The organism is Sphaerisporangium rubeum, assembly GCF_014207705.1.
GTDB classification, from domain to species: Bacteria; Actinomycetota; Actinomycetes; order Streptosporangiales; family Streptosporangiaceae; genus Sphaerisporangium; species Sphaerisporangium rubeum.
Genome location: NZ_JACHIU010000001.1, coordinates 6,374,525 through 6,399,192 on the forward strand (window position 1 = coordinate 6,374,525; position 24,668 = coordinate 6,399,192).

General features: G+C 71.0%; 16 protein-coding genes and 1 pseudogene. 5 read left to right on the forward strand and 12 right to left on the reverse strand.

The features are described from left to right. Positions 1-55 precede the first annotated feature (55 nt). Together BJ992_RS26875 and dacB are read left to right on the forward strand one after the other, a co-directional pair. A complete protein-coding gene (locus BJ992_RS26875; protein ID WP_184985665.1) occupies positions 56-595 on the forward strand; it encodes an FHA domain-containing protein in 540 nt (179 codons plus the stop codon). Between the two features lie 140 nt (positions 596-735). Then, the gene (dacB, locus tag BJ992_RS26880; RefSeq protein WP_184985668.1) at positions 736-2,295 is read left to right on the forward strand and encodes a D-alanyl-D-alanine carboxypeptidase/D-alanyl-D-alanine endopeptidase; all 1,560 of its coding nucleotides are present in this window, start codon (positions 736-738) and stop codon (positions 2,293-2,295) included. Between the two features lie 96 nt (positions 2,296-2,391). Here the strand turns inward: dacB and ilvC are convergent, their stop codons facing one another. From ilvC to BJ992_RS26905, 5 genes and pseudogenes are all read right to left on the reverse strand, one after another. Then, the gene (gene ilvC / locus BJ992_RS26885) at positions 2,392-3,378 is read right to left on the reverse strand and encodes a ketol-acid reductoisomerase (RefSeq protein WP_343072993.1); all 987 of its coding nucleotides are present in this window, start codon (positions 3,376-3,378) and stop codon (positions 2,392-2,394) included. Between the two features lie 63 nt (positions 3,379-3,441). Beyond that, on the reverse strand, positions 3,442-3,966 hold the full coding sequence (ilvN, locus tag BJ992_RS26890) for an acetolactate synthase small subunit (RefSeq protein ID WP_184985672.1): 525 nt from the start codon (positions 3,964-3,966) through the stop codon (positions 3,442-3,444). Then, positions 3,963-5,726 (reverse strand): annotated as a pseudogene (locus BJ992_RS26895) (acetolactate synthase large subunit); the annotation flags it as partial. The pseudogene BJ992_RS26895 and the gene ilvN, both read right to left, overlap by 4 nt. A gap of 296 nt (positions 5,727-6,022) precedes the next feature. Beyond that, positions 6,023-8,662: a putative bifunctional diguanylate cyclase/phosphodiesterase gene (locus tag BJ992_RS26900; protein ID WP_246496781.1), complete on the reverse strand. Its 2,640-nt coding sequence runs from the start codon at positions 8,660-8,662 to the stop codon at positions 6,023-6,025. A gap of 222 nt (positions 8,663-8,884) precedes the next feature. Then, on the reverse strand, positions 8,885-9,793 hold the full coding sequence (locus BJ992_RS26905) for a 2-hydroxyacid dehydrogenase (RefSeq protein ID WP_184985677.1): 909 nt from the start codon (positions 9,791-9,793) through the stop codon (positions 8,885-8,887). A 120-nt stretch (positions 9,794-9,913) separates the two neighbouring features. Between BJ992_RS26905 and BJ992_RS26910 the strand changes: the two genes are divergently transcribed. Then, positions 9,914-11,062 (forward strand): PQQ-dependent sugar dehydrogenase, encoded by a 1,149-nt coding sequence (locus tag BJ992_RS26910; protein ID WP_184985679.1) that lies wholly within the window; start codon positions 9,914-9,916, stop codon positions 11,060-11,062. Between the two features lie 63 nt (positions 11,063-11,125). Here the strand turns inward: BJ992_RS26910 and BJ992_RS26915 are convergent, their stop codons facing one another. From BJ992_RS26915 to BJ992_RS26935, 5 genes are all read right to left on the reverse strand, one after another. Further along, the gene (locus BJ992_RS26915) at positions 11,126-13,387 is read right to left on the reverse strand and encodes a VanW family protein (protein WP_184985681.1); all 2,262 of its coding nucleotides are present in this window, start codon (positions 13,385-13,387) and stop codon (positions 11,126-11,128) included. A 206-nt stretch (positions 13,388-13,593) separates the two neighbouring features. Beyond that, positions 13,594-15,138, reverse strand: coding sequence for an Asp-tRNA(Asn)/Glu-tRNA(Gln) amidotransferase subunit GatB (gene gatB / locus BJ992_RS26920; RefSeq protein ID WP_281390724.1), 1,545 nt, complete (start codon positions 15,136-15,138; stop codon positions 13,594-13,596). After that, positions 15,099-16,589 carry an Asp-tRNA(Asn)/Glu-tRNA(Gln) amidotransferase subunit GatA gene (gene gatA / locus BJ992_RS26925; RefSeq protein ID WP_184985683.1) on the reverse strand — a complete coding sequence of 497 codons (1,491 nt, stop codon included), beginning with the start codon at positions 16,587-16,589 and terminating at the stop codon, positions 15,099-15,101. Before gatA ends, gatB begins: the two co-directional genes overlap by 40 nt. After that, positions 16,586-16,885, reverse strand: a complete 300-nt coding sequence (gene gatC / locus BJ992_RS26930; protein ID WP_184985685.1) for an Asp-tRNA(Asn)/Glu-tRNA(Gln) amidotransferase subunit GatC — start codon at positions 16,883-16,885, stop codon at positions 16,586-16,588. Before gatC ends, gatA begins: the two co-directional genes overlap by 4 nt. A 111-nt stretch (positions 16,886-16,996) precedes the next feature. Then, complete coding sequence (locus tag BJ992_RS26935) at positions 16,997-19,066, reverse strand: putative bifunctional diguanylate cyclase/phosphodiesterase (RefSeq protein ID WP_184985687.1); 2,070 nt, start codon at positions 19,064-19,066, stop codon at positions 16,997-16,999. A 252-nt stretch (positions 19,067-19,318) separates the two neighbouring features. Here BJ992_RS26935 and BJ992_RS26940 point away from each other — a divergent pair, with 252 nt between their 5' ends. Beyond that, on the forward strand, positions 19,319-19,612 hold the full coding sequence (locus BJ992_RS26940) for an encapsulin (protein WP_184985689.1): 294 nt from the start codon (positions 19,319-19,321) through the stop codon (positions 19,610-19,612). A gap of 309 nt (positions 19,613-19,921) precedes the next feature. Here BJ992_RS26940 and ligA read toward each other — a convergent pair whose 3' ends face one another. After that, positions 19,922-22,447, reverse strand: a complete 2,526-nt coding sequence (gene ligA, locus BJ992_RS26945; protein WP_184985691.1) for an NAD-dependent DNA ligase LigA — start codon at positions 22,445-22,447, stop codon at positions 19,922-19,924. 189 nt (positions 22,448-22,636) lie between these two features. After that, complete coding sequence (locus BJ992_RS26950) at positions 22,637-23,650, reverse strand: methionine synthase (protein WP_343072865.1); 1,014 nt, start codon at positions 23,648-23,650, stop codon at positions 22,637-22,639. Positions 23,651-23,988: 338 nt separating this feature from the next. Here BJ992_RS26950 and BJ992_RS26955 point away from each other — a divergent pair, with 338 nt between their 5' ends. Then, the gene (locus BJ992_RS26955; RefSeq protein WP_184985695.1) at positions 23,989-24,621 is read left to right on the forward strand and encodes an MBL fold metallo-hydrolase; all 633 of its coding nucleotides are present in this window, start codon (positions 23,989-23,991) and stop codon (positions 24,619-24,621) included. Positions 24,622-24,668: the final 47 nt, after the last annotated feature.

Sequence of the window (24,668 nt, forward strand, 5' to 3'; positions counted from 1 at the left end):
AACCATATCCCGCATAATCTGGACACTCCGCCGGTGGCGGGCCGATACTCGGGACATGAGCTCGTCGCATCCGCCTGTGCGCGCCTCCGATGGCGACCGTGATCGCGCCATCAACGAGCTCCGTGACCATGCGCTCGACGGTCAGATCTCCCACGACACCTTCCTCGGCCGCGTCGACCGCGCGTTGCGCGCGCGCAACCGAGGCGAGCTGACCGACCTGATGTCGGACCTGCCGCCGCGCGGCAGATGGCGGCGCAGGCTCACCGACGCCGTCGCCTCGGTGTCCGACCTCACCACCCGCATCGAGACGGCCTGGCGCCGTCCCCGCCTCCCCCGCCTCGCGCTCCCCGGCGACAACCGCACGCGGTACGTCGTCGGCCGCGGCTCCGAGTGCGACCTCATCCTCAGCGACCTCACCGTCTCCCGTGTGCACGCCGAGCTGCGCAGGGACAGCGAGGCCTGGCTGCTGGTCGACCTCGGCTCGCTCAACGGCACCCGCCTGAACGGCTGGCGTCTGGTCGGGCCCGCGCGGGTGCACGCCGGCGACGAGATCTGCTTCGGCGAGTGCGCCTTCCTGGTCTGCGCGCCGCAGTAGAGCGCTCCAGTGGCCGCGGCCCTTGACCGGCGGCGGTGAACCTCCCTCAAGATACGAACATTTTCGTATTGCCGCGGCGGCGGCGGTTTCCCAGGATCCTTGGCATACCCCCGGCCACCGACCTTGGAGGAACCGTGCGGATGCCACGACGAACGGCAGGCCCGCTCACGGCCGTGCTGCTGACACTCACCCTGACATGGGCCTCCGGCGTCGCCGTCCCCGCGAACGCGGCGGACCCGCCGCCGGGGGTGGCGGACCTGGTGCAGGACCTCGACCGGTTACTGAACGACTCGCGGCTCACGGTGGCCAAGGCCGGGGTCGTGGTCAAGAGCGCGGCGACCGGCGAGCAGCTGTACGGCCAGGACGCCGGCAAGCTGTTCGCGCCGGCCTCCAACATGAAGCTGCTCACCTCGGCGGCGGCCGTGGACACCCTCGGTCTCGATCACCGTTTCACCACCAGTGTGCTGAGCACGGGCCGCCGTTCCGGCCGCACGCTCGACGGCGACCTGTACCTCAAGGGCACCGGCGACCCGACGATGCTGGCCGCCGACTACGACGCGCTGGCGGCCAAGGTCGCGGCGGCCGGGGTGAAGGTCGTCACCGGCAGGCTCGTCGCGGACGACACATGGTTCGACGACCAGCGGCTCGGCACCGACTGGGCCCAGGACGACGAGCCGTACTACTACGCGGCGCAGATCTCCGCGCTCACCGCGGCACCGGACACCGACTTCGACGCCGGGTCGGTCATCGTGTCCGTCGCTCCGGGCCCGGCGGCCGGCGCCAAGGCCAAGGTGACCACCACCCCGCCGACCTCGCACGTCACCATCGACAACCGCGCCACGACCGGCGCGAAGACCGACGTGCTCGTCACCAGGGTCCACGGCACCGGCCGGATCCTCGTCACCGGCACCGTGGCCGCGCGCTACGACGAGTGGATCGCGGTGGACGACCCCACCGGGTACGCCGCGTCGCTGTTCCGTGCGGCCCTCGCCAGGCACGGCGTCAAGGTGCACGGGCCGACCCGCCGCGGCGCCTCCCCCGCGTCGGCCGCGAGCGTCGCCGAGCGCGCCTCGATGCCGCTCGGCGAGCTGCTGGTGCCGTTCATGAAGCTCAGCAACAACATCCACGCCGAGATCCTCGTCAAGACGATGGGCCGCGAGGTGTCGGGGTCCGGCACCTGGGACGCCGGGCTGGCCGTGGTCGCGAAGTTCGCCGCGGCGGCCGGGGTGAGCATGGCCAGGTTCCGCGACGGCTCAGGGCTGTCCCGCGTCGACGGCCTCACGCCGGGTGAGCTGACCGCGTACCTGATCGCGCTGCGCGGCAAGCCGTGGTTCCGCACGTGGTACGACGCGCTGCCGATCGCCGGCGTGTCCGACCGGTTCACCGGCGGCACCCTGCGCAGCCGCATGGCCGGCACCCCCGCCGCCGGCAACGTGCACGCCAAGACGGGGTCGCTGACCGGCGTCACCGGCCTGTCGGGGTACGTCACCGGCGCGGACGGCGAGCCGCTGGTGTTCTCCGTCCTGATCAACGACTACCTGTCGGCGTCGCCGAAGAACCTTGAGGACGCCATCGCGGTGCGCCTCGCGCGGTTCAGCAGGGACACCCCGGCCGACGTCACCACCGCCGTACCGCTGCGCACTCATCAGCAGGACGACGGGGACCTGGAGTGCTCATGGCGCAAACCGGTGCAGTGCTGACCTGGAGACCCGGTGCAGTGCTGACCTGAAGGCAACGGAACGGCCCCGCCTGGAGCACACCAGGCGGGGCCGTGAACGCCGCGGACGCGGCGGACGTCACTTCTCCTTGAGCCAGCTCATCATCGGACGCAGCTTGGCGCCGGTCTCCTCGATCGGGTGGCCGGACAGCTCCTCGCGGTACTTGCGGAAGTTGCCCTGGCCGCCGTCGAACTCGGCGACCAGCTCACGCGCGAACGCACCGGACTTGACCTCGTCCAGGATGCGGCGCATCTCGGCCTTGGTCTCGGCGTTCACGACCCGCGGGCCGCGGGTGTAGCCGCCGTACTCGGCGGTGTCGGACACCGACCAGTACATCTTGGAGATGCCACCCTCGTACATGAGGTCCACGATCAGCTTCATCTCGTGGAGGCACTCGAAGTACGCCACCTCCGGCTGGTAACCCGCCTCGATGAGCGTCTCGAAACCGGTCTTGATCAGCTCGGACACGCCGCCGCACAGCACGGCCTGCTCGCCGAACAGGTCGGTCTCGGTCTCCTCGGTGAAGGTCGTCTTCAGCGCGCCGGCGCGGGTGCCGCCGATGCCCTTGGCGTACGACAGGGTGAGCGGCCAGGCGTTACCGGTGGCGTCCGCCTCGACGGCGACGAGCACCGGCACGCCGCGACCGGCGGTGAACTGGCGGCGGACCAGGTGACCGGGGCCCTTCGGCGCGACCATGGCGACGTCCACACCGGCCGGCGGCTCGATGAGGCCGTACCGGATGTTCAGGCCGTGGCCGAAGAACAGCGCGTCACCCTCGACGAGGTTCGGCGCCACGTGCTCGGCGTACAGCGCGCGCTGCAGGTGGTCCGGCGCGAGGATCATGACGAGGTCGGCCTCCTCGGCCGCCTCCCCCGGGGTGACGACGCGCAGACCGTCGTTCTCGGCCTTCTCGCGGCTCTTGGAGCCCTCCGGCAGGCCCACCCGGACGTCCACGCCGGAGTCACGCAGCGACAGCGCGTGTGCGTGGCCCTGGCTGCCGTAGCCGAGGACGGCCACGTGCCGGCCCTGGATGATCGACAGGTCGGCGTCGTCGTCGTAGAAGATCTCAGTCACTGCCAATGCCTTTCAATGGATTTGCGTACGGCTCACCCCGGCGTCGCCGTACGGCTACGCGCTGCGGTCCAGGGCCCGGAGCGAGCGATCGGTGATGGAACGCGCACCGCGGCCGATGGCCACCATGCCCGACTGGACAAGCTCCTTGATTCCGAACGGCTCGAGCACCCTGATGAAGGCGGCGAGCTTGTCCGGCGTGCCGGTGACCTCGATGGTCACCGCGTCCGTGGCGACGTCCACGCACCGCGCGCGGAAGAGCTGCACCAGCTCGAGCACGTGCGAGCGGTTCTCCGCGTCGGCCCGGACCTTGATCAGTGTCAGCTCCCGCTGCACGGACTGCGACGGGTCGAGCTCCACGATCTTGATCACGTTGACCAGCTTGTTGAGCTGCTTGGTGACCTGTTCGAGCGGCAGCTCGGCGACGTTCACGACGATGGTCATGCGGGACACGTCGTCGTGCTCGGTCGGCCCGACCGCCAGGGAGTCGATGTTGAAGCCGCGCCGGCTGAACAGCGCGGCCACCCGTGCGAGCACACCGGGTTTGTTCTCGACGAGAACCGACAGCGTGTGGCGGCTCATGCGTCCTCCTCGTTGTCCCACACCGGAGCCAGGTCCCTGGCGAACTTGATGTCGTCGTTGCTCGTGCCGGCGGCCACCATGGGCCAGACCATGGCGTCCTTGTGCACGACGAAGTCGATGACCACCGGCACGTCGGTGATCTCCCTCGCCTTCGCGATCACCGCGTCGACGTCCTCGGGACGCTCGCAGCGCAGGCCCACACAACCGTAGGCCTCGGCGAGCTTCACGAAGTCGGGGATGCGGCGCACCGCCTGCAGGTCGGTGTTGGAGTAGCGCTCGTTGTAGAACAACGTCTGCCACTGGCGCACCATGCCGAGGTTACCGTTGTTGATGACGGCGACCTTGATCGGCACGCCTTCCAGCGCGCAGGTCGCGAGCTCCTGGTTGGTCATCTGGAAACAGCCGTCGCCGTCGATGGCCCACACCTCGGTCTCCGGCCGGCCCATCTTGGCGCCGAGCGCCGCCGGCACCGCGAACCCCATGGTGCCGGCGCCGCCGGAGTTGATGAACGCTCCGGGCTTGGTGTAGTTGATGAACTGCGAGGCCCACATCTGGTGCTGTCCGACCCCCGCCAGGTAGATGGCGTCGGGGCCGGCGATCTCACCGATGCGCTTGATGACGTGCTGCGGCGACAGCGTGCCGTCCTCGGGGTCGTCGTACCCGAGGGGGTAGGTGTCGCGGTAGCCGTCCAGCAGGGACCACCAGGCCGAGTAGTCACCCTTGCGGCCCTCGGCGCGCTCATGCCGCACGGCCGCCAGCAGCTCGGTCAGCACCTCGCGGCAGTCGCCGACGATGGGGACGTCGGCGTGGCGGTTCTTTGAGATCTCCGCGGGGTCGATGTCCGCGTGGACGATCTTGGCGTGCGGCGCGAACGTGTCGAGCCGGCCGGTCACCCGGTCGTCGAAACGCGTGCCGAGCGCGATGATCAGGTCGCTGCGCTGCAGGGCCCCCACGGCGGCGACCGTGCCGTGCATGCCGGGCATGCCGAGGTGCAGCGGGTGACCGTCGGGGAAGGTGCCCCTGGCCATCAACGTGGTGACGACCGGGATGCCGGTCAGCTCGGCCAGCTCCGCGAGCTCCGCCGACGCGCGCGCCTTGTGGACGCCGCCGCCGACGTACAGGACCGGACGGCGGGCCTCGCCGATCAGCCGGGCCGCCTCGCGGATCTGCTTGGAGTGGGGCCGGGTCACCGGCCGGTACCCCGGCAGCCGCATGACCGGCGGCCAGGAGAACGTCGTGGTGGCCTGCAGCGCGTCCTTGGCGATGTCGACGAGCACCGGTCCCGGACGGCCGGTGGCGGCGATGTGGAACGCCTCGGCGATGATCCGGGGGATGTCACCGGCGTCGGTCACCAGGAAGTTGTGCTTGGTGATCGGCATGGTGATGCCGGAGATGTCGGCCTCCTGGAAGGCGTCGGTGCCGATCAGCGGCGTCGCGACCTGGCCGGTGATCGCGACCATCGGGACCGAGTCCATGTAGGCGTCGGCGATGGCGGTCACCAGGTTGGTGGCGCCGGGCCCGCTGGTCGCCATGCAGACCCCGACCTTGCCGGTGGCCTGCGCGTACCCCTCGGCGGCGTGGCCGGCCCCCTGCTCGTGGCGTACGAGCACGTGCCTGACCTTGGTGGAGTCGTAGAGCGGGTCGTAGGCGGGGAGGATGGCGCCGCCCGGGATCCCGAACACCGTGTCGGCCCCGACCTGCTCCAGTGCCCTGACGAGGGCCTGCGCACCTGTCATCTGTTCGGTCATCGGCTCGTTCCTTGCCTGGCTGAGCTGCGTGTGGCCATAAAAAAGGCCCCGCCCGCCGGGATGGCGGCGCTGGGGCTGCGCGCAGGCTGGGGACTCTTCGTCAGCGGCCTGCGCGCCGGCGAAGTACTACGTCCAGGAACCGGGAGGGCCCGGCGCTGAAGTCCCCAGTGATATGCATGCCGCAACCTTAGCCCCTGAGCGTGCGGGGGTGTCAAATCCCCGGACACATGTCTCACGATCCGGACGGCGGAACCCATGTCCCCGCGGTCGTGCCGGGACGTGGAGCCGTGCGTTCACGCGTGTCGCGGTCAGGCGGTGTTCTGCAGCGGGGACAGGCCGGCCGGCATGAGGGTCTCGATGCCGCGCGCGTCCGTCGGACGGGCCACGAGGTAGCCCTGGCCGCGCGTGCAGCCCATCTCACGCAGCAGTTCGAGCTGCTCGGGACACTCGATGCCTTCGGCCACCACGGTCAGGCCGAGGTCGTGACCCACGCGCACGATGGTGCGGGTCAGCATGGTCAGCGCGTCGTCCCTGCCGAGGCCGGAGACGAACGACGGGTCGATCTTGATGATGTCGACCGGGAGGCGCCGCAGCAGGGCCAGCGACGCGTAGCCGGTGCCGAAGTCGTCGATGGCGAGCCGCACGCCGAGCTCACGCAGCCGCGACAGCCGTTCGACGACCTCCTCGGCGTCCTCGACCAGCATCTCCTCGATCACTTCGAGGGTGAGCGCGCTCGGCGGCAGGCCGCTCTCGGCCAGCGCCGCCTCGATGGTCTCCACGAAACGCGGCGCGGTGATCTGCCGGGTCGACAGGTTGAGCGACAGCCCGATGTCCCACGCCGACGCGCGCCAGGCCGCCACGTCGCGGCACGCCTGGGCCAGCACCCACTCGCCGAGCGGCACGATCAGGCCGGTGTCCTCGGCCGCGCCGAGGAACTGCCTCGGCGGCGAGTACGTGCCGGCGTGCCACCAGCGCACCAGGGCCTCCACGGCGATCACCCTGGAGGTCACCAGGTCGACCACCGGCTGGTACTCCACGGCGAACTGCTCGGCGAGCAGCGCGCGCCGCAGGTCCGCGGCGAGCTCCAGGCGGCGTACGACGTCGGCGTGCATGTGCGCGGCGAACACCTCGACCCGGCCGCCGCCGAGCTCCTTGGCGCGGGCCGTGGCGACGTCGGCGTTGCGTATCAGGTCGCCTGCGGTGATCTCCTCGTCGGCGAACGCGACCCCGACGCTCGCGGTGAGCACGATGTCGCGGTCGGCCACCCGGAACGACTCGGCGGACACCGCGCGCACCATGCGCTCGGCGAGTTCCATCGCCACCCGCGCGTCGTCCGGCTGGCCCGCCGCCGCCTCGATGAGCACGGCGAACTCGTCGCCACCCCAGCGCGCCAGCGTGTCCCCGGTGCGCAGCACCGAACGCAGGCGGCGGGAGGCCTGGCTGAGCAGGTGGTCACCGGCGGCGTGCCCCACCGAGTCGTTGACGCCGGTGAAGCCGTCGAGGTCCAGGAACACCACCGCGGTACGGCCGCCCGCATGGCGGGCCAGCACCTCGCGGGTGCGCTCCTCGAAGTAGGCGCGGTTCGGCAGGCCGGTCACGCCGTCGTGAAAGGTCAGGTGGGCCACCTGGTTGCGCAGCGCCACCTGGTCGCTGACGTCCCTGGTGGAGATCAGCACCAGGTCCTCACCCTCGCTCGGGTGCCGCGTCGCGACCGACTCGGCGGGCCGCCACGTGCCGTCGGCGGCACGCACCCGGCACGACAGGCGGCAGGCGGTCTGCCGGTCGGCCGTCTCGTCGTCGGACATGGCGCGCAACGCCGACTGCACGGCCTCGGCGTCCTCGGAGTGCACATAGTCGAAGATGGACCGGCCGACGAGCTCCTGCGGCTGGTAGCCGTACAGGGCCTCCACGCCGGGGCCCATCTCGTGGACCATGCCGTCGGGGTCGCAGACCAGCACGAGGTCACCCGCGCTCTCGGCCATGTGCATGAGCCGGCGCTCGCCGGACTCGATGGTGCCGCGCATGCCGGCGGTGGCCAGCGCGAGGAAGAACACCTTGACCAGCAGCACCAGCACGACGGACGCGGCCACCACAGGCAGCACGGCCACCGGCCGGGCCGGCACACCGGTGATCACCCGGACGGCGAGCACGACGGTGGCGGCGCCGGCGAGCACCAGCGGCAGGCCGTCGACGACCACGTCCGCCACGGGACGCGGGGGCCGGATCAGCGCGCGGCCGGACCACGGCGCGGCGGCGAGCAGGAGCAACGCGGCGCAGGCGGGGAGCACGGCGAGCGGCGTCGTGCCGCCTCCCTCAAGGCGGCCGAGGGCCGTGACGAACTCCTCGGCCGTGATCGCCACGAGCGTCACGAGGGCCGCCACCCCGACCCTGCGGCCCGCCGAGCGCGCCGCCAGCACGGCCGGCGCGACGGCGCACGCCGCCATCAGGCACAACACCGGCAGCACCAGCGTGCCGGGCTCGTCGGCGTCGGCGTACGCGGGGCCGAGCAGCAGCACCCAGCAGACGGCGAACACCGAGGCGCCGCTGAGGTAGGCGCCGAGGATGTAGTGGAGCAGCGACCGGCCGTACGCGCGGCGGCGCGCGGCGCGGGCCGCGCCGATGGCGAGCAGCGCGGTGCCGACGAACAAAAGCAGGTCGGCGAAGGTCAGCACGAACGGCGTGCCTTCGGCGAGCGGCCGCACCCCCGCGCCGGCGGCCCATATGGCCGCGCCGGCGGCGAGCCAGCGCCACGAGGCCGAGCGGTGCGGGGAACGGGTGGCCTTCACCGAGGCGACGCCGAGCGACGCCGCCGCGAGGACCCCCGCGACGACCGTGGCCGCCGCCGCCAGCACCGCGGAGGAGCCGTTCCAGATGAGGGCAGCCGCCAGCGCCACCGCGGCGAGGCCGGCGGCGGTCAACGGGACCCGGGGGTCACGAAGCCCGATCAACGTCGTCGCCCATGCGGCTCATCCCTGTCACGTCGCCAAGTGTCGCGTCCTCCCGGCTGTGCGGGAGGCGGCAACCGCCCAGTCGTCACCGATCTGATAAGCGCCCTTATGCCTCCGGACGGTCGCGCGGTGAGATTCACCGTACGCATCGGAGGTCACGACGCAGCCACGTTCCGGGTTTGCTTTCCTATCGGTCGGAGTCAGCAACTCCTGTCAGGACGGTCAATACGACCCTGTGATCACGTTGTTCAGCGGTTCGCCGGACAAGTATCTCAGCATCTGAGACCGGACGAGTTTACAGGTGCGCCGCACGGAGGCCGGTGTGCTGCCTGCCACATGCGGGGTGATCAGCACGCCGGGGGCCGTCCACAGGGGGTGGTCCTGCGGCAATGGCTCGGGGTCGGTCACGTCGAGCGCGGCGCGCAGCCGTCCGGCGGTGAGCTCCGCCACGAGTGCGTCGGTCTCCACGACCGACCCGCGTGCGGCGTTCACCAGCACCGCGCCGTCCTTCATGCGCGCGAGGAACCCCGCGTCCACCATCTTCACCGTGTCCGGGGTCACCGGCACCAGCAGCACGACCACGTCCGCCTGCGGCAGCAGCGCCGGCAGGTCGTCCATGCCGTACACCCCTTCACGCGCCGTGCGCGCGACCCGCACGACCTCCACCTCGAACCCCGCGAGCCTGCGTTCGAGCGCCTGACCGATCGACCCGTACCCCACGATCAGCACCGTCGAGTCCGCCAGCACCCCCGTGTGCCGGTAGGTCCACTCCCCTGTCCGCTGCGCCAGGGTGAACGCCGGGAAGTCTCGCACCACCGAGATCATCGCCCCCACGGCCCACTCCGCCGTCCCCGCGTCGTGCACCCCGCGAGCGTTGCAGAGGATCACCCCGTCGGGAATGTACGGCCGATACGGCTCCACCCCCGCCGTCACCGTCTGCACCAGCCGCAGCTTCGCCATCCTCCCGAGCATCTCCCGAAGCGGCCCCGGCGGAATCAACGGCGGAATCCACACCTCGACCGACTCGGCCCCCTCAGGCGGCGTGTCCCCCCCGTCATAGACACTGCACTCGACATCCGGCAGATCGACCAGAACACCCGCGACATCCTGCGACGGAGCCCAAACCCTCATGACCCCCAACCCTAACCCTCCTCACCTCCGGTCACGGCGGGCCTGAGACTGGAAGAACCGTCCTCGGCGCAGGAACCTCCGCCGCTGGGGCAGCAGTACTGAGCACTGAGGAGGTCCCACATGAACGTCTGGACATCGACCACCACTCCGGGAACCCGGCGTCCTCTCGCTGACCTGAGACGCCGCGCTCTCGTGGGGGTGCTCACCATTTCGCTGGCTGCGGGATGCACGCGTGGCGAGGCCGTACCGGAGGGAGGCGCCACATCGGCGACAGGAGCCCCGTCGCAGGACGGGACGGCGGTCGCGAAGCCGGGTGAGCCGCGGACCCTGGTGAAGGGTCTGAGTGTGCCGTGGGCCATCGCGTTCCTGCCGGACGGCGACGCGCTGGTGACCGAGCGGGACTCGGCGCGGTTGCTGCGGGTGACGCCGGAAGGTGCGGTGAGCACGGTCGGGACGATCGACGGTGTCTCTCCTTCCGGTGAGGGAGGGCTGCTCGGAGTCGCCGTGTCACCGGAATTCCCGAAAGACCACTACGTCTTCGTCTATTTCACGGCAGTGAACGAGAACCGGATCGTCCGCTACCGATACGACAAAACCCTGAAAGACCCCAAAACCATCCTGGACGGCATCCCGGCCGCCGGCAACCACAACGGCGGACGTCTCGAATTCGGCCCCGACGGCTACCTGTACGCCGCCACCGGAGACGCAGGCGACCGTTCCCTCGCACAGGCTCTCGGCTCACTCGGCGGCAAGATCCTCCGGATGACGGTGGACGGCGCGACACCCCCCGAGAGCCCGTTCCAGAACGTGATCTGGTCCTACGGCCACCGCAACGTCCAAGGCATGGCCTGGGACGACCAGGGCCGCATGTTCGCCACCGAGTTCGGCCAGAACACCTACGACGAGATCAACCGCATCGAGAGAGGCGGCAACTACGGCTGGCCCACCGTCGAAGGCGCCGGCGGACGCGACGAGTTCACCGACCCGCTGGTCACCTGGTCCACCGCCGACGCCTCACCGTCCGGCCTCGCGTACGCCGGCGGGTCCCTGTGGGCCGCCGGCCTGCGCGGCACCCGCCTGTGGCAGATCCCCGTCGGCGAGGACGGCGGCCTCGGCACCCCGGTCGCGCGCTTCGACGGCGACTACGGACGCCTGCGGGCCGCCGAACGCGCTCCTGACGGCAGCCTGTGGGTCACCACCAGCAACAAGGACGGCCGCGGCTCACCGGACGGTGACGACGACCGCATCCTGGTCATCCCCACCGGCTGAACAGGGACGAGCCGACGGCCGGTGGAAGGGATCGCACGACCGGGTCGTGAGCGGCGAACCGGCTCACCTGCTCCCGCCCTGCCCCTTCTTCTTGCCCTTGTTCTGACCCTGCGGGGTCGACTGCTTGTTCGGACCGGCCGGAAGACCGTTCTTCTGGTCCTTGTCCTGGCCCGGCGGGGTGCCGTTACGGCCTCTGCCGCCGTTCCCGTTGGAGTTGTCGCGGCCCGTGGGAGACAGTGACGGGGGGACGCCGGACCGGTCGTCGCTCACCGGGGGCTCGTCGTCCGGCGTCACCGGGGCCCCGCAGATCACGTGGTCGCGCGGCCGGTACACCGTGATCACGGGCTGGTCGCGGCGCAGCACACGACCCCCCTGGTAAAAGGCTCGCGTGACGGTGACGGTGAAGCCCGGCGCGCCGTCCATCGGCAGGCAGCCGGGTGAGTCGTCGGTGACCGTGCGCGGCTGGGTGATGCCGGACTTCGGTGAGGTCTCGGGCTCCACCCGTTCGTACCGCTTGGTGCTCCACATCTCGATGGTGACCGACGCGTCGGTGTACGCCGCCTTGATCAGCACCCCGTAGCCGGAGTCGTTGCGGAACCGCATGTCGTGGTCGGGGTAGGACAGCACGGCGTCCCGGCCGGCCGGATAGCGGCGCACATGGAACGCGTGCGCGACGCGTTCGAGGTCGGCCATGCCGGCGTAGAACGCCGCGTTGTACACCGTGGTGACGACCTGCGACACGCCGCCACCCATGCCGATCGCGAGCCGGTCGCCGTCGATGAGCTGCGCACGCACGAAACCCCGAGCCTTGTCCGGCCGGCCGATGACCTCGTTCATCGAGAACGTCTCACCCGGACGCACCAGGTGTCCGTCCAGCAGGTCGGCGGCACGCTGGATGTTGGTGACCCGGGCCGCGCAGCACGGGAACACCGAGGTGTACCGGCTGATCCGCTCCTTGATGCCGAGTTTCGCGGCCTGCTCGTCACGCAGGGCCGGCTCGGTGATGGCCAGGGCGACCGGGATGGTGCGATCTCCCCCCTTGGCGATCGCCTTCGACACGGCCGTGCAGAGCTCCTTCACGTCCACCCCCCGGCCCGTGCGGGCCGGGACCAGGCGTGGCGTGCCTCCCTCGATGACGAACCCGGCGTCGCGGGCCGCCTGCGCGGAGCCGACCAGAGCGGACTCGTACCCGGTGACCGCGGTCTTCGCGTCGAACTCCGGCCGCACCACCCCGCCGGTGTCGGACACGAAGACGAGGTTGGCGGCGATCACCTCAGGCGACAGCGACACCTTGCGTGCGCCGTTCACCAGCGTGATCGGACCCGCCACGGCCTCGCGCGCCATGGTGAGCCGCCGGTTGAACGCCGCGGTGTCGGCCCGCGCGCGCACCGGGACGACCGGCAGGGTGATCGACGGGGGACGGCTCAGGAACGCGTCCTTGATCACCTCGGCGGCGGCCCCCTGGTCGAGCGCGACGCCGTCACGCGGCGGGACGACCTTCGGCGTGGTCCCGGTGTAGACGATGGCACCCTCACGCACCGGGTGGTCGACGTCCTTGGCCACACCGCGCAGCCACGAGGCGAACTTGGCGGTGTTGACCGAGATCAGCGGGGGGATCTCCCGGTCGCTGGTGAGGGCCCGCACCACTGCGACGGGGCTCGGGAAGCCCCGCTGCGCCGAGGCGATCGTGGCCTCCACGTCGAACGCCAGGCCCGCCTCCTGAGGGTCGAGCACGCCGACCCGCCGGCCGTCCACGACCAGTGGGACAGGCTGACGCTCCAGGCCCTCGAACCGCTGGCGTACGCGGTCGATGGCGGCGGTCTCGCTCATGCCGCCGATCCGCACACCCGCCACGTGGGTGCCGGGAAGGACACGGCCCCACATGTACATGGCCGGCACGGCGTAGGCGAGCAGGAGCAGCAACGCGAACGCACCGACGATCATCAACGGGGTGCGCAGGCGGCTCGGCGGCTCCTCCTCGGGGGCCTCAGGCGCGATGACGACGGACGGCTCGCCACCGATGTCCGCGCCACGACGGCTGGACACCGTCCACAACTGGGCCTCGGGTGCCGGCGGCGGCAACGGGGTGGAGCGGTTGACGCCACCGGACGGGACACCGGCACCAGGCAGGCTGCCGGACGCGGGGGGCTCGAAGACCTCGGGGGACACCCCCGGCGGCAGCGGTGACACCCCACGCGGCAGGCGCTTCTTCTTCGCTCCGGCTTCGGCGTCCCCTTGGGAACGGTCATCGGAGGAACGGTTCTTGCGGCGGGTGGATAAGAAAGGCTCGGACGGCGGATCGACGGAAGGTCCGGCGTCACGCACGCCTCTGCCTCCTCCCACTCGAAACCCGACTCCCCCGCCTCACACTAAACCACCACCCCGCGTAAATTCTTCTACATCGCGAGATGAATCCACCGCCACCACATAGGGATTTCCTCCCCCTTCCGATGCCGCACCCGCCACCCCACATCACTGTGGCGCGGCGGGTGCGTGGCGGATGCGCGGCGGATGCGCGGTGGCGGACCGGGTCAGCCGGAGACCCCGAGGCGTTCCAGGATGAGCTCGCGGGCACGGCCCGCGTCGGCCTTGCCGCGGCTGGCCTTCATGACGCCGCCGACCAGCGCGCCGACCGCGGCGATCTTGCCGGAGCGCACCTTGTCGGCGGCGTCGGCGTTGGCGGCGAGCACGTCGTCGATGATGGACGTCAGCTCACCCTCGTCGTTCACGATGCGCAGACCGCGGGCCTCGACCACCTCGTCGGGGGTGCCCTCACCGGCCAGCACGCCTTCGAGCACCTGCCGGGCCAGCTTGTCGTTGAGCGCGCCGGAGGCCACCAGCTCGACCACCCTGGCGATCTGCTGCGGCGTGATCGGCAGGTCGGCCAGCGCGGTGCCGGACTCGTTGGCGCGGCGGGCCAGCTCACCCATCCACCACTTGCGCGCGTCGGCCGCCGGCACACCGGCGGCGACCGTCGCCTCCACCAGGTCCACCGCGCCGGCGTTGCGCATGGCGGCCATGTCGAGGTCGGACAGGGCCCACTCGGCCTGGAGCCTCGCGCGGCGTGCCGCCGGGGGCTCGGGGAGGGTGGCGCGCAGCTCCTCGACCCACTCGGGGGCCGGCGCGATCGGCAGCAGGTCGGGCTCGGGGAAGTAGCGGTAGTCCTGCGCCTCCTCCTTGGACCGGCCGGAGGTGGTGGCGCCGGTGTCCTCGTGGAAGTGGCGGGTCTCCTGCACGATGCGGCCGCCGTCGGCGAGGATCGCCGCCTGGCGCTCGATCTCGCCGCGCACCGCGCGCTCGACGCTGCGCAGCGAGTTGACGTTCTTGGTCTCGGTGCGGGTGCCCCACTCCTTCGCGCCGCGCGGCATCAGCGAGACGTTGACGTCGCAGCGCAGCGAGCCCTGCTCCATGCGCACGTCGGAGACGCCGAGCGTGCGCATCAGCTCGCGCAGTTCGGTGACGTACGCCTTGGCGACCTCAGGCGCGAGATGACCGGCCCCCTCGACGGGCCGGGTGACGATCTCGACGAGCGGGATGCCGGCGCGGTTGTAGTCGACGATCGAGTAGTCGGCGCCGTGGATGCGGCCGGTGGCGCCGCCGACGTGGGTGGACTTGCCGGTGTCCTCCTCCAGGTGGACCCGCTCGATGCCGACGCGGAACGTGCGGCCCTCGACCTCGACGTCGAGGTAGCCGTCGCTGCACAGCGGCTCGTCGTACTGGCTGATCTGGTAGTTCTTCGGCATGTCCGGATAGAAGTAGTTCTTCCGGGCGAAACGGCACCACTCGGCGATGCCGCAGTTCAGCGCCAGGCCGATGCGGATGGTCGACTCGATCGCCTTGTCGTTGGCGACCGGCAGCGCACCCGGCAGGGCCAGGCACACGGGGCACACATGGGTGTTCGGCGGCGCGCCGAACTCGGTGCGGCAGCCACAGAACATCTTGGACTCGGTGCCGAGCTCGACGTGGGTCTCAAGGCCCAGCACCGGCTCGAAGCGCTCAAGCGCCTCGTCGAACGGCATGGTGGCGCGGGTGGTGGTCACAGTGCCGGAGCCTCCTTCAGCAGCGGGCCGCCCCAGCGGTCCTGGAACGCCTTCTCGACGGCGGCGCCGACGCGGTAGCACCGGTCGTCCCCGAGGACCGGCGCCATGATCTGCAACCCGGCCGGCAGGCCGTCCTCGTCGGCCAGGCCGCAGGGAACCGAGATGGCGGCGTTTCCGGCGAGGTTGGCCGGGATGGTGCACAGGTCGGCGAGGTACATCGCCATGGGGTCGTCCGCGCGCTCCCCGATGGGGAACGCCGTGGTCGGCGTGGTCGGCGAGATCAGCACGTCCACCTGGTGGAACGCCGCCTCGAAGTCACGGGAGATCAGCGTGCGGACCTTCTGCGCCGAGCCGTAGTAGGCGTCGTAGTAACCGCTGGACAGCGCGTACGTGCCGAGCATGATGCGCCGCTTCACCTCGGCGCCGAAACCGGCGGCCCTGGTGAGCGCCATGACCTCCTCGGCGCTGCGGGTGCCGTCGTCGCCGACACGCAGGCCGTACCGCATGCCGTCGAACCTCGCGAGGTTCGACGAGCACTCCGACGGCGCGATCAGGTAGTAGGCCGGCAGCGCGTAGGTGAAGCTCGGGCAGGAGACCTCGGTGACCTTGGCGCCGAGGGACTCCAGCAGGTCCACCGCCTCCTGGAAGCGGGCCAGCACACCGGGCTGGTAGCCCTCGCCGGACAGCTCCCTGACCACGCCGACCCGCAGGCCCGCGACGTCGCCGTGCCTCGCGGCCTCGACCACCGGCGGCACCTCGGCGTGGATGGACGTGGAGTCCATCACGTCGTGGCCGGAGAACGCCTCGTGCAGCAGCGCCGCGTCGAGCACGGTGCGCGCGAACGGGCCGGGGGTGTCCAGCGAGGACGCGAAGGCGATCAGGCCGTACCGTGACGAACCGCCGTAGGTCGGCTTCATGCCGACGATGCCGGTGACCGCGGCCGGCTGGCGGATCGAGCCGCCGGTGTCGGTGCCGGTGGACAGCGGCGCCTGGTAGGACGCCACGGCCGCGCTGGAACCGCCGGACGAGCCGCCGGGGATGCGGCCGAGGTCCCACGGGTTGTGCGACGGGCCGTACGCGGAGTTCTCGGTGGAGGAGCCCATCGCGAACTCGTCGAGGTTGGTCTTGCCGAGGATCACCAGGCCCGCCTCGCGCAGACGGGCCGTCACCGTGGCGTCGTACGGCGGCCGGTAACCTTCGAGGATCTTGGAACCGGCCGTGGTCGGCATGTCCTTGGTGGTGAACACGTCCTTGTGCGCGATCGGCACCCCGGCCAGCGGCCCGAGCGCCTCCCCCGCGGCGCGGCGCGCGTCGACCGAGCGGGCCTGCTCCAGCGCCGCCTCGGCGGCGACGTGGAGGAACGCGCCGACCTTGCCGTCCACCTCGGCGATGCGGTCCAGGTGGGCCTGCGTGACCTCGACGGCCGACACCTCGCCGGCGGCCATCAGCTCGCCGAGCTCGGCGGCGGTCCTGCGGGTGAGGCTCATGCCTCCTCCCCGAGGATGCGCGGCACGCGGAACCGGTCGTCCTCGACCGCCGGGGCCATCGCCAGCGCCTCCTGCGGCGTCAGGCAGGGCCGCGCCTCGTCAGGCCGGTAGACGTTGGTGAGCGGCAGAGCGTGCGACGACGGCGGGATGTCACCGGAGGCCACCTCGGCGACACGCGCGACCGCGGCGATGATCTGGTCGAGCTGCGCGGCGTAGTGGTCGAGCTCGGCGTCGGCCAGCGCCAGCCGTGACAGGCGGGCGAGGTGAGCGACCTCGTCGCGGGTTATGGCGGACATGAGTCGTCAACCCGTTTCATGGACGGCAATCGGACAGTGTCATCCTAGGGCTCGCCACCGGACGGGACCGAACCGTTAACCACCGCTTTCCCGGCCGTGACGACCCGGCGGCTAGGACGCGGTGACCTCAGCCGAACCGCACAGCGGCAGTGCGCCGCGCATGCGGCGGGCCTTGAGCCAGGTGGTGGTCTCCACGGCCGGCATCGCCTCGGCGAACCACCAGCCCTGGCCCGCGTCACACCCCATCTCGGTCAGAAGGATCGCGGCCTCCTCGGTCTCCACGCCTTCGGCGACCGAACGCAGGCCGAGCGAGCGCACGAGGTCCACGATGGAACGGACGATGCGCTCGTCGTCACCGGACTTGCCGATGCGCTGCACGAACGAGCCGTCGATCTTGACCTCGGACACCGGCAGGCGCTGGAGGCGTACCAGCGAGCTGTAACCGGTGCCGAAGTCGTCCAGGGCCAGCGGCACGCCGAGCCGCACCAGAGCGCGCACCGAATCGGCGGTGTAGGCCTGGTCGGTCATCAAGATGCGCTCGGTGACCTCCAGCTGGACCGCGTCAGGAGGCAGGCTCAGGCGGACGAGACCGGCCTCCAGCAGGTCGGGAAGCGCGGGGTCCAGCAGGTCGCGGGCCGAGACGTTGACCGCGACGGGGACCTTGAGGCCCTGGTGCCACCACTCGGCGGCCTGTTCGAGCGCCATGTCGATCACGTGCTGGGTGAGCTCGCGCATGAGGTACGACTGCTCGGCCAGCGGGATGAAGTCGGCCGGGTACACCGGGCCGCGCACCGGGTGCCACCAGCGCAGCAGCGCCTCGACACCCTCCACCACGCCGGTGGCGAGGCCCACCTTGGGCTGGTAGTGGAGCTGGAGCTCGTTGCCGCCGATGGCTCTGCGCAGGTCGCCGAGCAGGTTGAGACGCTCAGGCGAGTTGCGGTCCTTCTCCGCGACGTACACCTCGACGCCGGTACGCGCCTCCTTGGCGAAGTACATGGCCACGTCGGAGCGTTGCAGCAGCAACTCGAAGTCCGGAGCGTGGTCGGGGTACAGCGCGATGCCGACGGAGGCGTCCAGGTCGAAGGTCAGGCCCTCGAGGCGCACCGGCTCGGTCAGCGCGACCCGCAGGCGTGCCGCGACCTCGCGCGCGGCGAACGCGTCGCGGACGGTCGGCAGCAGCACGGCGAACTCGTCGCCGCCGAGCCGCGCCACCACGTCGCCGGGCCGCACGCTGTGCGTGAGGCGGTGCGCGACGATCTGCAACAGCCGGTCCCCCACAGGGTGGCCGAGAGTGTCGTTGACCTCCTTGAACCGGTCGAGGTCGAGCAGCAGCAGGCCGACACGCTGCCGGTCGCGGGCCTCGGCCAGGGCCTCCTCGGTGCGCAGGATCAGCATCTTGCGGTTCGGCAGCGACGTCAGGCCGTCGTGCATGGCCTGGTGGTCGCGGCGGCGCGACAGGGACGCGGTGAAGTACATCGTCGCCAGCGGCGCCACGAACAGCGGCACCATGGCCGGGGAACGGCTCATCACGACGACGACCAGCGGCGCGAGGCCGAGCAGCGCGGCGTACATGGCGCTCTGGTGGCCGATCGTGGTCCGCAGCACGCGGCGCAGCGGACGGCGCTCATGCAGCGCGACGGCGCCGCAGACCAGCACGCAGCGCACCGCGAAGTACGCCACCGCCGCGAGCCCGACCGGCGCGATGTCCGCGCCGTCCGGCACCCACGGGGCCGCCGGGTGGGGATGGTGGCCGAACGCGCCGAGCACCACGGCCGCCGCCGTGGAGGCCAGAGCCACCTGGGAGACGTTGAACGCCACCCGGTGCCAGGCCCTGCGGTGCAGCAGTCCGCTCACCACGACCGCCAGCGTGTGGATCAGCAGGGCCACGGAGAGCCCGTGGTAGAGCAGGACCGCGAAGGTGAACAGCGTCGAGGTCGCCGTGCCTCCGGCCAGCCGGGAGTTGGAGACGATGATCGGCCGCAGCTCCCCCAGCACGACCAGGACGACCAGCATCCAAAACAGCGAGGACGTGCGCGCGAGCGCGGCGAACTCCTCGACGCCGAGCCGCATCTCGGCGACGACGAGCGCCGCGAGGCCCGCGGCGATGACCGCCACCAGGTACGTCCACAGCGGCGAGTAGCGCCTCGGCCCGAGGTCGCGCGTGTCGGATGGGTCCGTCATAGGCAACTAAACCCCCAAGAGGTCACTATGGGAGGGTACGACCTCTGGGCCACTTCGCGAAACCGGTTGGGCACGTTCCGTCACCAGAAGTTTCCACGACTGATCACAAACCCACCGACACCTTCCCGCGCCGTTCCTCTGGAACATCCCGTTAACCTGCGCGACGGCATACTTCCCACCGACCGCGAGCCGTGGACGTCGGCAGAAAGCCGGTCAAGGCCGCCGCACGCCAGATTGCCTCCGCCGAGGACCGTGCCGTCGTCGACGGGCTACCCCGCCGCGGGCATCGGAGGCGTCCGCGGTTGCCCCGTTCAACCCTCGCCTCCGCCGGCCGAGCCGCGCGACCACCCCGACACGATCGGCCAGTCCGTCAGCACCCGGCGCCTGGCCGGCGTGGACGACCCCTACTCCCTCGCACCCAGCGCCGAGGCCCACCCAGTGATCAGCGAGACGTCAGACCACGGCCACCCATCTACGAACGCCTCCGCCGCCGTCATCGTCGGCGACATCATCTGGGCCCCGCCATCACCGGCGCCTTCCTCCTGACCACCCGAGGCGGCGACCACACCCTGCACCATGGAAACCACACGACACGGCTACACAACCCTGGCCCCCACCTCGCCGAGCCGGAAAACCCGCACCGCACCGCACCGCACGGCACCGCACCGCACCGCACCGCACGGCACCGCACGGCACGGCACCGCACCGCACGGCACGGCACGGCACCGCACCGCACGGCACGGCACGGCACCGCACCGCACGGCACGGCACCGCACCGCACCGCGCGGCACGGTCAGGCGAACCCGATCACGGCCCTCACCCAGGACGGGCTCATCGGTGGGAGCCGTTGTACGGTCACACGGTCTCGACAGTGGCCTCCTGTGGAGTCTCCGCCGCCTCGGCCTCCGCCGGGGCCGGCTCGTCGGCGGAGTCCTCGGGCTCGACGTCCCCGACGGGGGTCACGGCTTCGGGGCCGTCCCGCAGGAGGGTGTGGAACTCCTCCTCGTCCAGGATGGGGACGCCGAGTTTCTCGGCCTTGTCGTACTTGGAGCCGGCGTTCTCGCCGGCGATGAGGAAGCTGGTCTTCTTCGAGACCGAGCCGGTGACCTTGCCGCCGCGGACGGCGAGGGCCTCGCTCGCCTCGTCGCGGGTGAAGTCGGTCAGTGTGCCGGTGACGACGAAGGTGAGGCCGGCGAGGAACTGGGGGCCGGCGGCGGCCGGCGGGTCGTCGGCCATGCGGACACCGGCCTGGCGCCAGCGCTCGACGATCTCGCGGTGCCAGTCCTCGGCGTACCACTCGCGGATGCTCGCGGCGATGGTGGGGCCGACGCCTTCCACGGCGGCGAGTTCCTCCTCGGACGCGCCGAAGACGCGATCCAGGGAGAGGAACGACATGGCGAGAGCCTGCGCGGCGGTCGGGCCGACGTGGCGGATGGACAGGGCCACAAGGACACGCCACAACGGCTGCTGTTTGGCCTTCTCCAGCTGCGCCAGCATGTGCTGAGCGTTCTTGCTCGGCTCGCCGTTCATGTTGGCGAAGAACGTGACGATCTTGCGCTCGCCGGTCTCGGGGTCGGTCTTCGGCAGGCCGGTGTCCTGGTCGCGGACCACCGAGCGGATCGGCAGCAGACGCTCGATCGTGAGGTCGAACAGGTCGGCCTCGGTCCGCACCGGTGGCTCCTCCGGCGGCTCAGGCGCGGTCAGCGCGGTCGCGGCGACGTAGCCGAGGCCTTCGATGTCGAACGCGCCGCGGCCCGCCGCGAAGAAGATGCGCTCCCGGATCTGCGCGGGACACGAGCGCGCGTTGGGGCAGCGGATGTCGACGTCGGCTTCCTTCATGTGCCGCAGCTCGGTGCCGCATTCGGGACAGTGGGTCGGCATGACGAACTCGCGCTCGGTGCCGTCGCGCAGCGGCACCACCGGGCCGACGATCTCGGGGATCACGTCGCCGGCCTTGCGCAGCACCACGGTGTCGCCGATCAGCACACCCTTGCGCGCCACCTCAGAGGCGTTGTGCAGCGTGGCCCGCTCCACGGTGGACTGCGCGACGATCACCGGCTTCATCACGCCGTACGGGGTGACCCTGCCGGTGCGGCCGACACCGACCTGGATGTCCAGGAGCTTGGTGTTGACCTCCTCCGGCGGGTACTTGAACGCGATGGCCCAGCGGGGGGCCCGTGAGGTGGAGCCGAGCTGCCGCTGCAGCTCGATGCGGTCGGTCTTGACCACCACACCGTCGATCTCGTACTCGGTGTCGTGACGGTGCTGCCGGTAGTGCTCGACGAACTCGGTGATCTCGGTGAGGCCGGGCACGACCCGGTACAGATCGCTGACCGGCAACCCGAAGTCGCGCAGCTTCTCGTACACACCCGACTGGGTCGTCGGGAACGGCGGCCCGCCATCCCACACGCCGACACCGTGCACGATCATGCGCAACGCTCGCTGCGCGGTGATACGCGGGTCCTTCTGCCGCAGCGAACCCGCCGCCGAGTTGCGCGGGTTGGCGAACGGCGGCTTGCCGGACGCGACGAGCTGCTCGTTGAGCCGCTCGAAGCCGTCGACCGTGAGATAGACCTCGCCACGGACCTCCAGCAGTTCAGGCACGTCCCCTTTGAGCCGGTGCGGGATGTTGGCCACCGTGCGGACGTTCGGCGTGACGTCGTCACCGACCCGGCCGTCCCCGCGGGTCGCGCCGCGGACCAGGCGTCCCTTCTCGTACACCAAGGCGATGGCCAGCCCGTCGATCTTCAGCTCGCACAGGAACGGCGCCGGGTCCCGCTCGAGCAGCCGCTCGGCCCTGGCCAGCCACCCCGCGAGGTCGGCGTCGTTGAAGGCGTTGTCGAGGCTCTCCAGGCGCCTGAGGTGGGAGACCGGCGCGAACTCGGTGGAGATCGGCGCGCCGACCTTCTGCGTGGGGGAATCAGGCGTCGCCAGGCTGGGATGCGCCGCCTCAAGCTCACGCAGTTCACGCATCCACACGTCGTACTCGCCGTCACTGACGGTCGGCGCGTCGAGCACGTAATACCGCCAGTTCGCCTCATCAGCCAACTCGGCCAACTCGGCGTGCCGCTCCAACGCCTCCACCGGAACACCCTCGACCTCATCAGATCGAGCCCCACCACCACCACGCTCCGACCCGTCCACAACCGACGAGTCCACCGCGGCAGACGGCTCGACACCTTCCCCGGACACCTCCACCGCCGGCACGGACGACGACTCCACCGACCCGGCCGCACGCTCCGACGAGTCCGCCGCGTCCTCCACCAAGCCGGACGGCTCGGCGTCGCGCTCCGGCACGTCCGCCGCGTCCTTGGCCGGTCCGGCGGGTGCGGTGTCACGCTCCGGCGCCTCGACCGGAACGTTCTCCACCTCGTCAGCCATGCCGTCTCCCCTCATCGTTCGTCCCCCGCAGAAAAGCTACGGCCGCCGACATGCTCCCGCACCCCCGCTTGGCCGCTCTACCTGGGGAATCGTTACTTCCACCATGCCATTCGGCACCGACATTTCTCCACGAACCTCGCCATCACCACCATCGCCCCACAAGTCCCATCAATACACCCCTATCAGGAGTCAGTCCTCACGATCCTCCGGGTCCTCGCGCAGCACACGCGCGGCCTCACGGCAGCGGGCCAGAGCGGCGCGCGCGTACGCCGGGGAGGCGCCGGCCAGGCCGCAGGACGGCGTGAGGACCGCCTGTGCCGCCAGTGCGCCGGGGTCGAAGCCGAGACGGCGCCACAACTCGATGACGGGCTTGGCGACGACCCCCTTGTCGGGAAGCCGCGTGCCGCCTCTGCCGGGGACGACGCCGAAGAACAAGGCGGTGCCGGCCTCGACGGCCTCGCCGATGTGGTCCTCGTCGCGGCGCCGCAGCAGGGAGAGATCGAGAGAAAGACCACCGGCCCCGGCCCCACGCAGCACATCGAACGGCACCCCCGGCGCGCAGCAGTGCACCAGCGTGAAAACGTCCGCCGGCAGCACGGCGTGCAACCGCTCCGACACCAGCGGCGGCTCCACCGCCGCGAGCCGGCCGAACCCCGAGGCGGTCGGCACGGTGCCGGCCAGCACACCCGGCAGCCCCGGCTCGTCGATCTGCACCACCACCTGGGCTCCCGGCACCCGTGAACGCACCGCCGCGACATGGCCCGCCAGCCCCTCGGCCAGCGAGTCGGCGAGGTCGCGCACCGCGCCGCCGTCCGCGAGCACCTTGTCGCCGTACCGCAGCTCGATGGCCCCCGCCAGCGTCCACGGCCCGCAGACCTGGATCTTCAATGGCCCTTCGTACCCCTGCGCGACCTCCTCCAGCCCGTCGAGGTCGCGTGCCAGATGTTCCTTGGCCCTGCGCGCGTCCCGTCCCGGATGATCGGCCATGCGCCACCCCGACGGCTGCACCTCCACAGGCAACTCGACCAGCAGGGACGCCGTGCGGCCGATCATGTCGGCTCCCACACCGCGATCCGGCAACTCGGGTAGATAAGGCAGATCAGGCAACTCGCCGAAGACCACTCGCAACGTCTCGACGTGATCGTTACCGGGATGGGAACCCACCCCTGTCGCCGCAGCGGGATTCCAGGGAAATTGACTCACAGCCCGAAGCTTAGGACCGGCGCGAACAGCCCGGACGAGCCCTGTGGACAACGCAAGGAATGTCGGCGCCATCTGCTACCGCCACACATCGTCCGCTCCGACCGGACCCGGACGACTCCAGCCGTGGCGACTCCGACCCCAGCGGCTCCGGCCGTGGCGACTCCGACCCAGGCGACTCCGGGTCCGGCCGACTCCGGCCTTCCGCGCCTTCACGTCTCCGGAGTGCCGGCCATAGAGAAGCCGTAGAGAAATGGCCTCCACCTGCTCGGCAGCCCGGCGCGCGCCGTACTTCACGGGGTGCCGGGGAACGCCGCGCGGCGAGGACCATGATGGGAGATATGAAGCTCACCAAACACGGGCACGCGTGTGTGCGGCTGGAGAAGGACGGGGCCACCCTGGTCATCGACCCCGGAGGGCTGACCGAGGAGTCGGCGCTCGACGGAGCCGACGCCGTGCTCATCACGCACGAGCACTTCGACCACCTGGAGGTCGAACGCCTCGCCGCCCTCGGACCGCACGTCCAGATCTGGACATGCGACGCCGTGGCCAGTCAACTCGACGGCATCGGCGCCACGGTCAACGTCGTCGGTGAAGGCGATTCCTTCACCGCCGCCGGATTCGACGTCGGGGTGGCCGGCCGACAGCACGCGAGGATCGCCTTCGACATGCCGGTGGTGCCGAACATCGGCTTCCTGGTGGACGGCGAGCTGTTCCACCCCGGCGACGCCTTCACCGTCCCCGGCGTCCCCGTCGGCACCCTGCTGACCCCGACCTCAGGCCCCTGGCTCAAGGCGGCCGAATTCGTGGACTACCTGCGTGAGGTCGCGCCGCAGCGCGCGTACTCCATCCACGACGGCCTGTACAACGACATCGGCCTGGCCCTGGTGGACAACACACTGAACCGTCGCGGCGAAGCCCAGAACGCCGACTTCCGCCGCCTCAAGCCCGGCGAAAGCGTCACCCTGCCCTGACGTTCCCACAGGGACAGGCGACCCGTCGCCGGCCGCCGGTCCCGGCG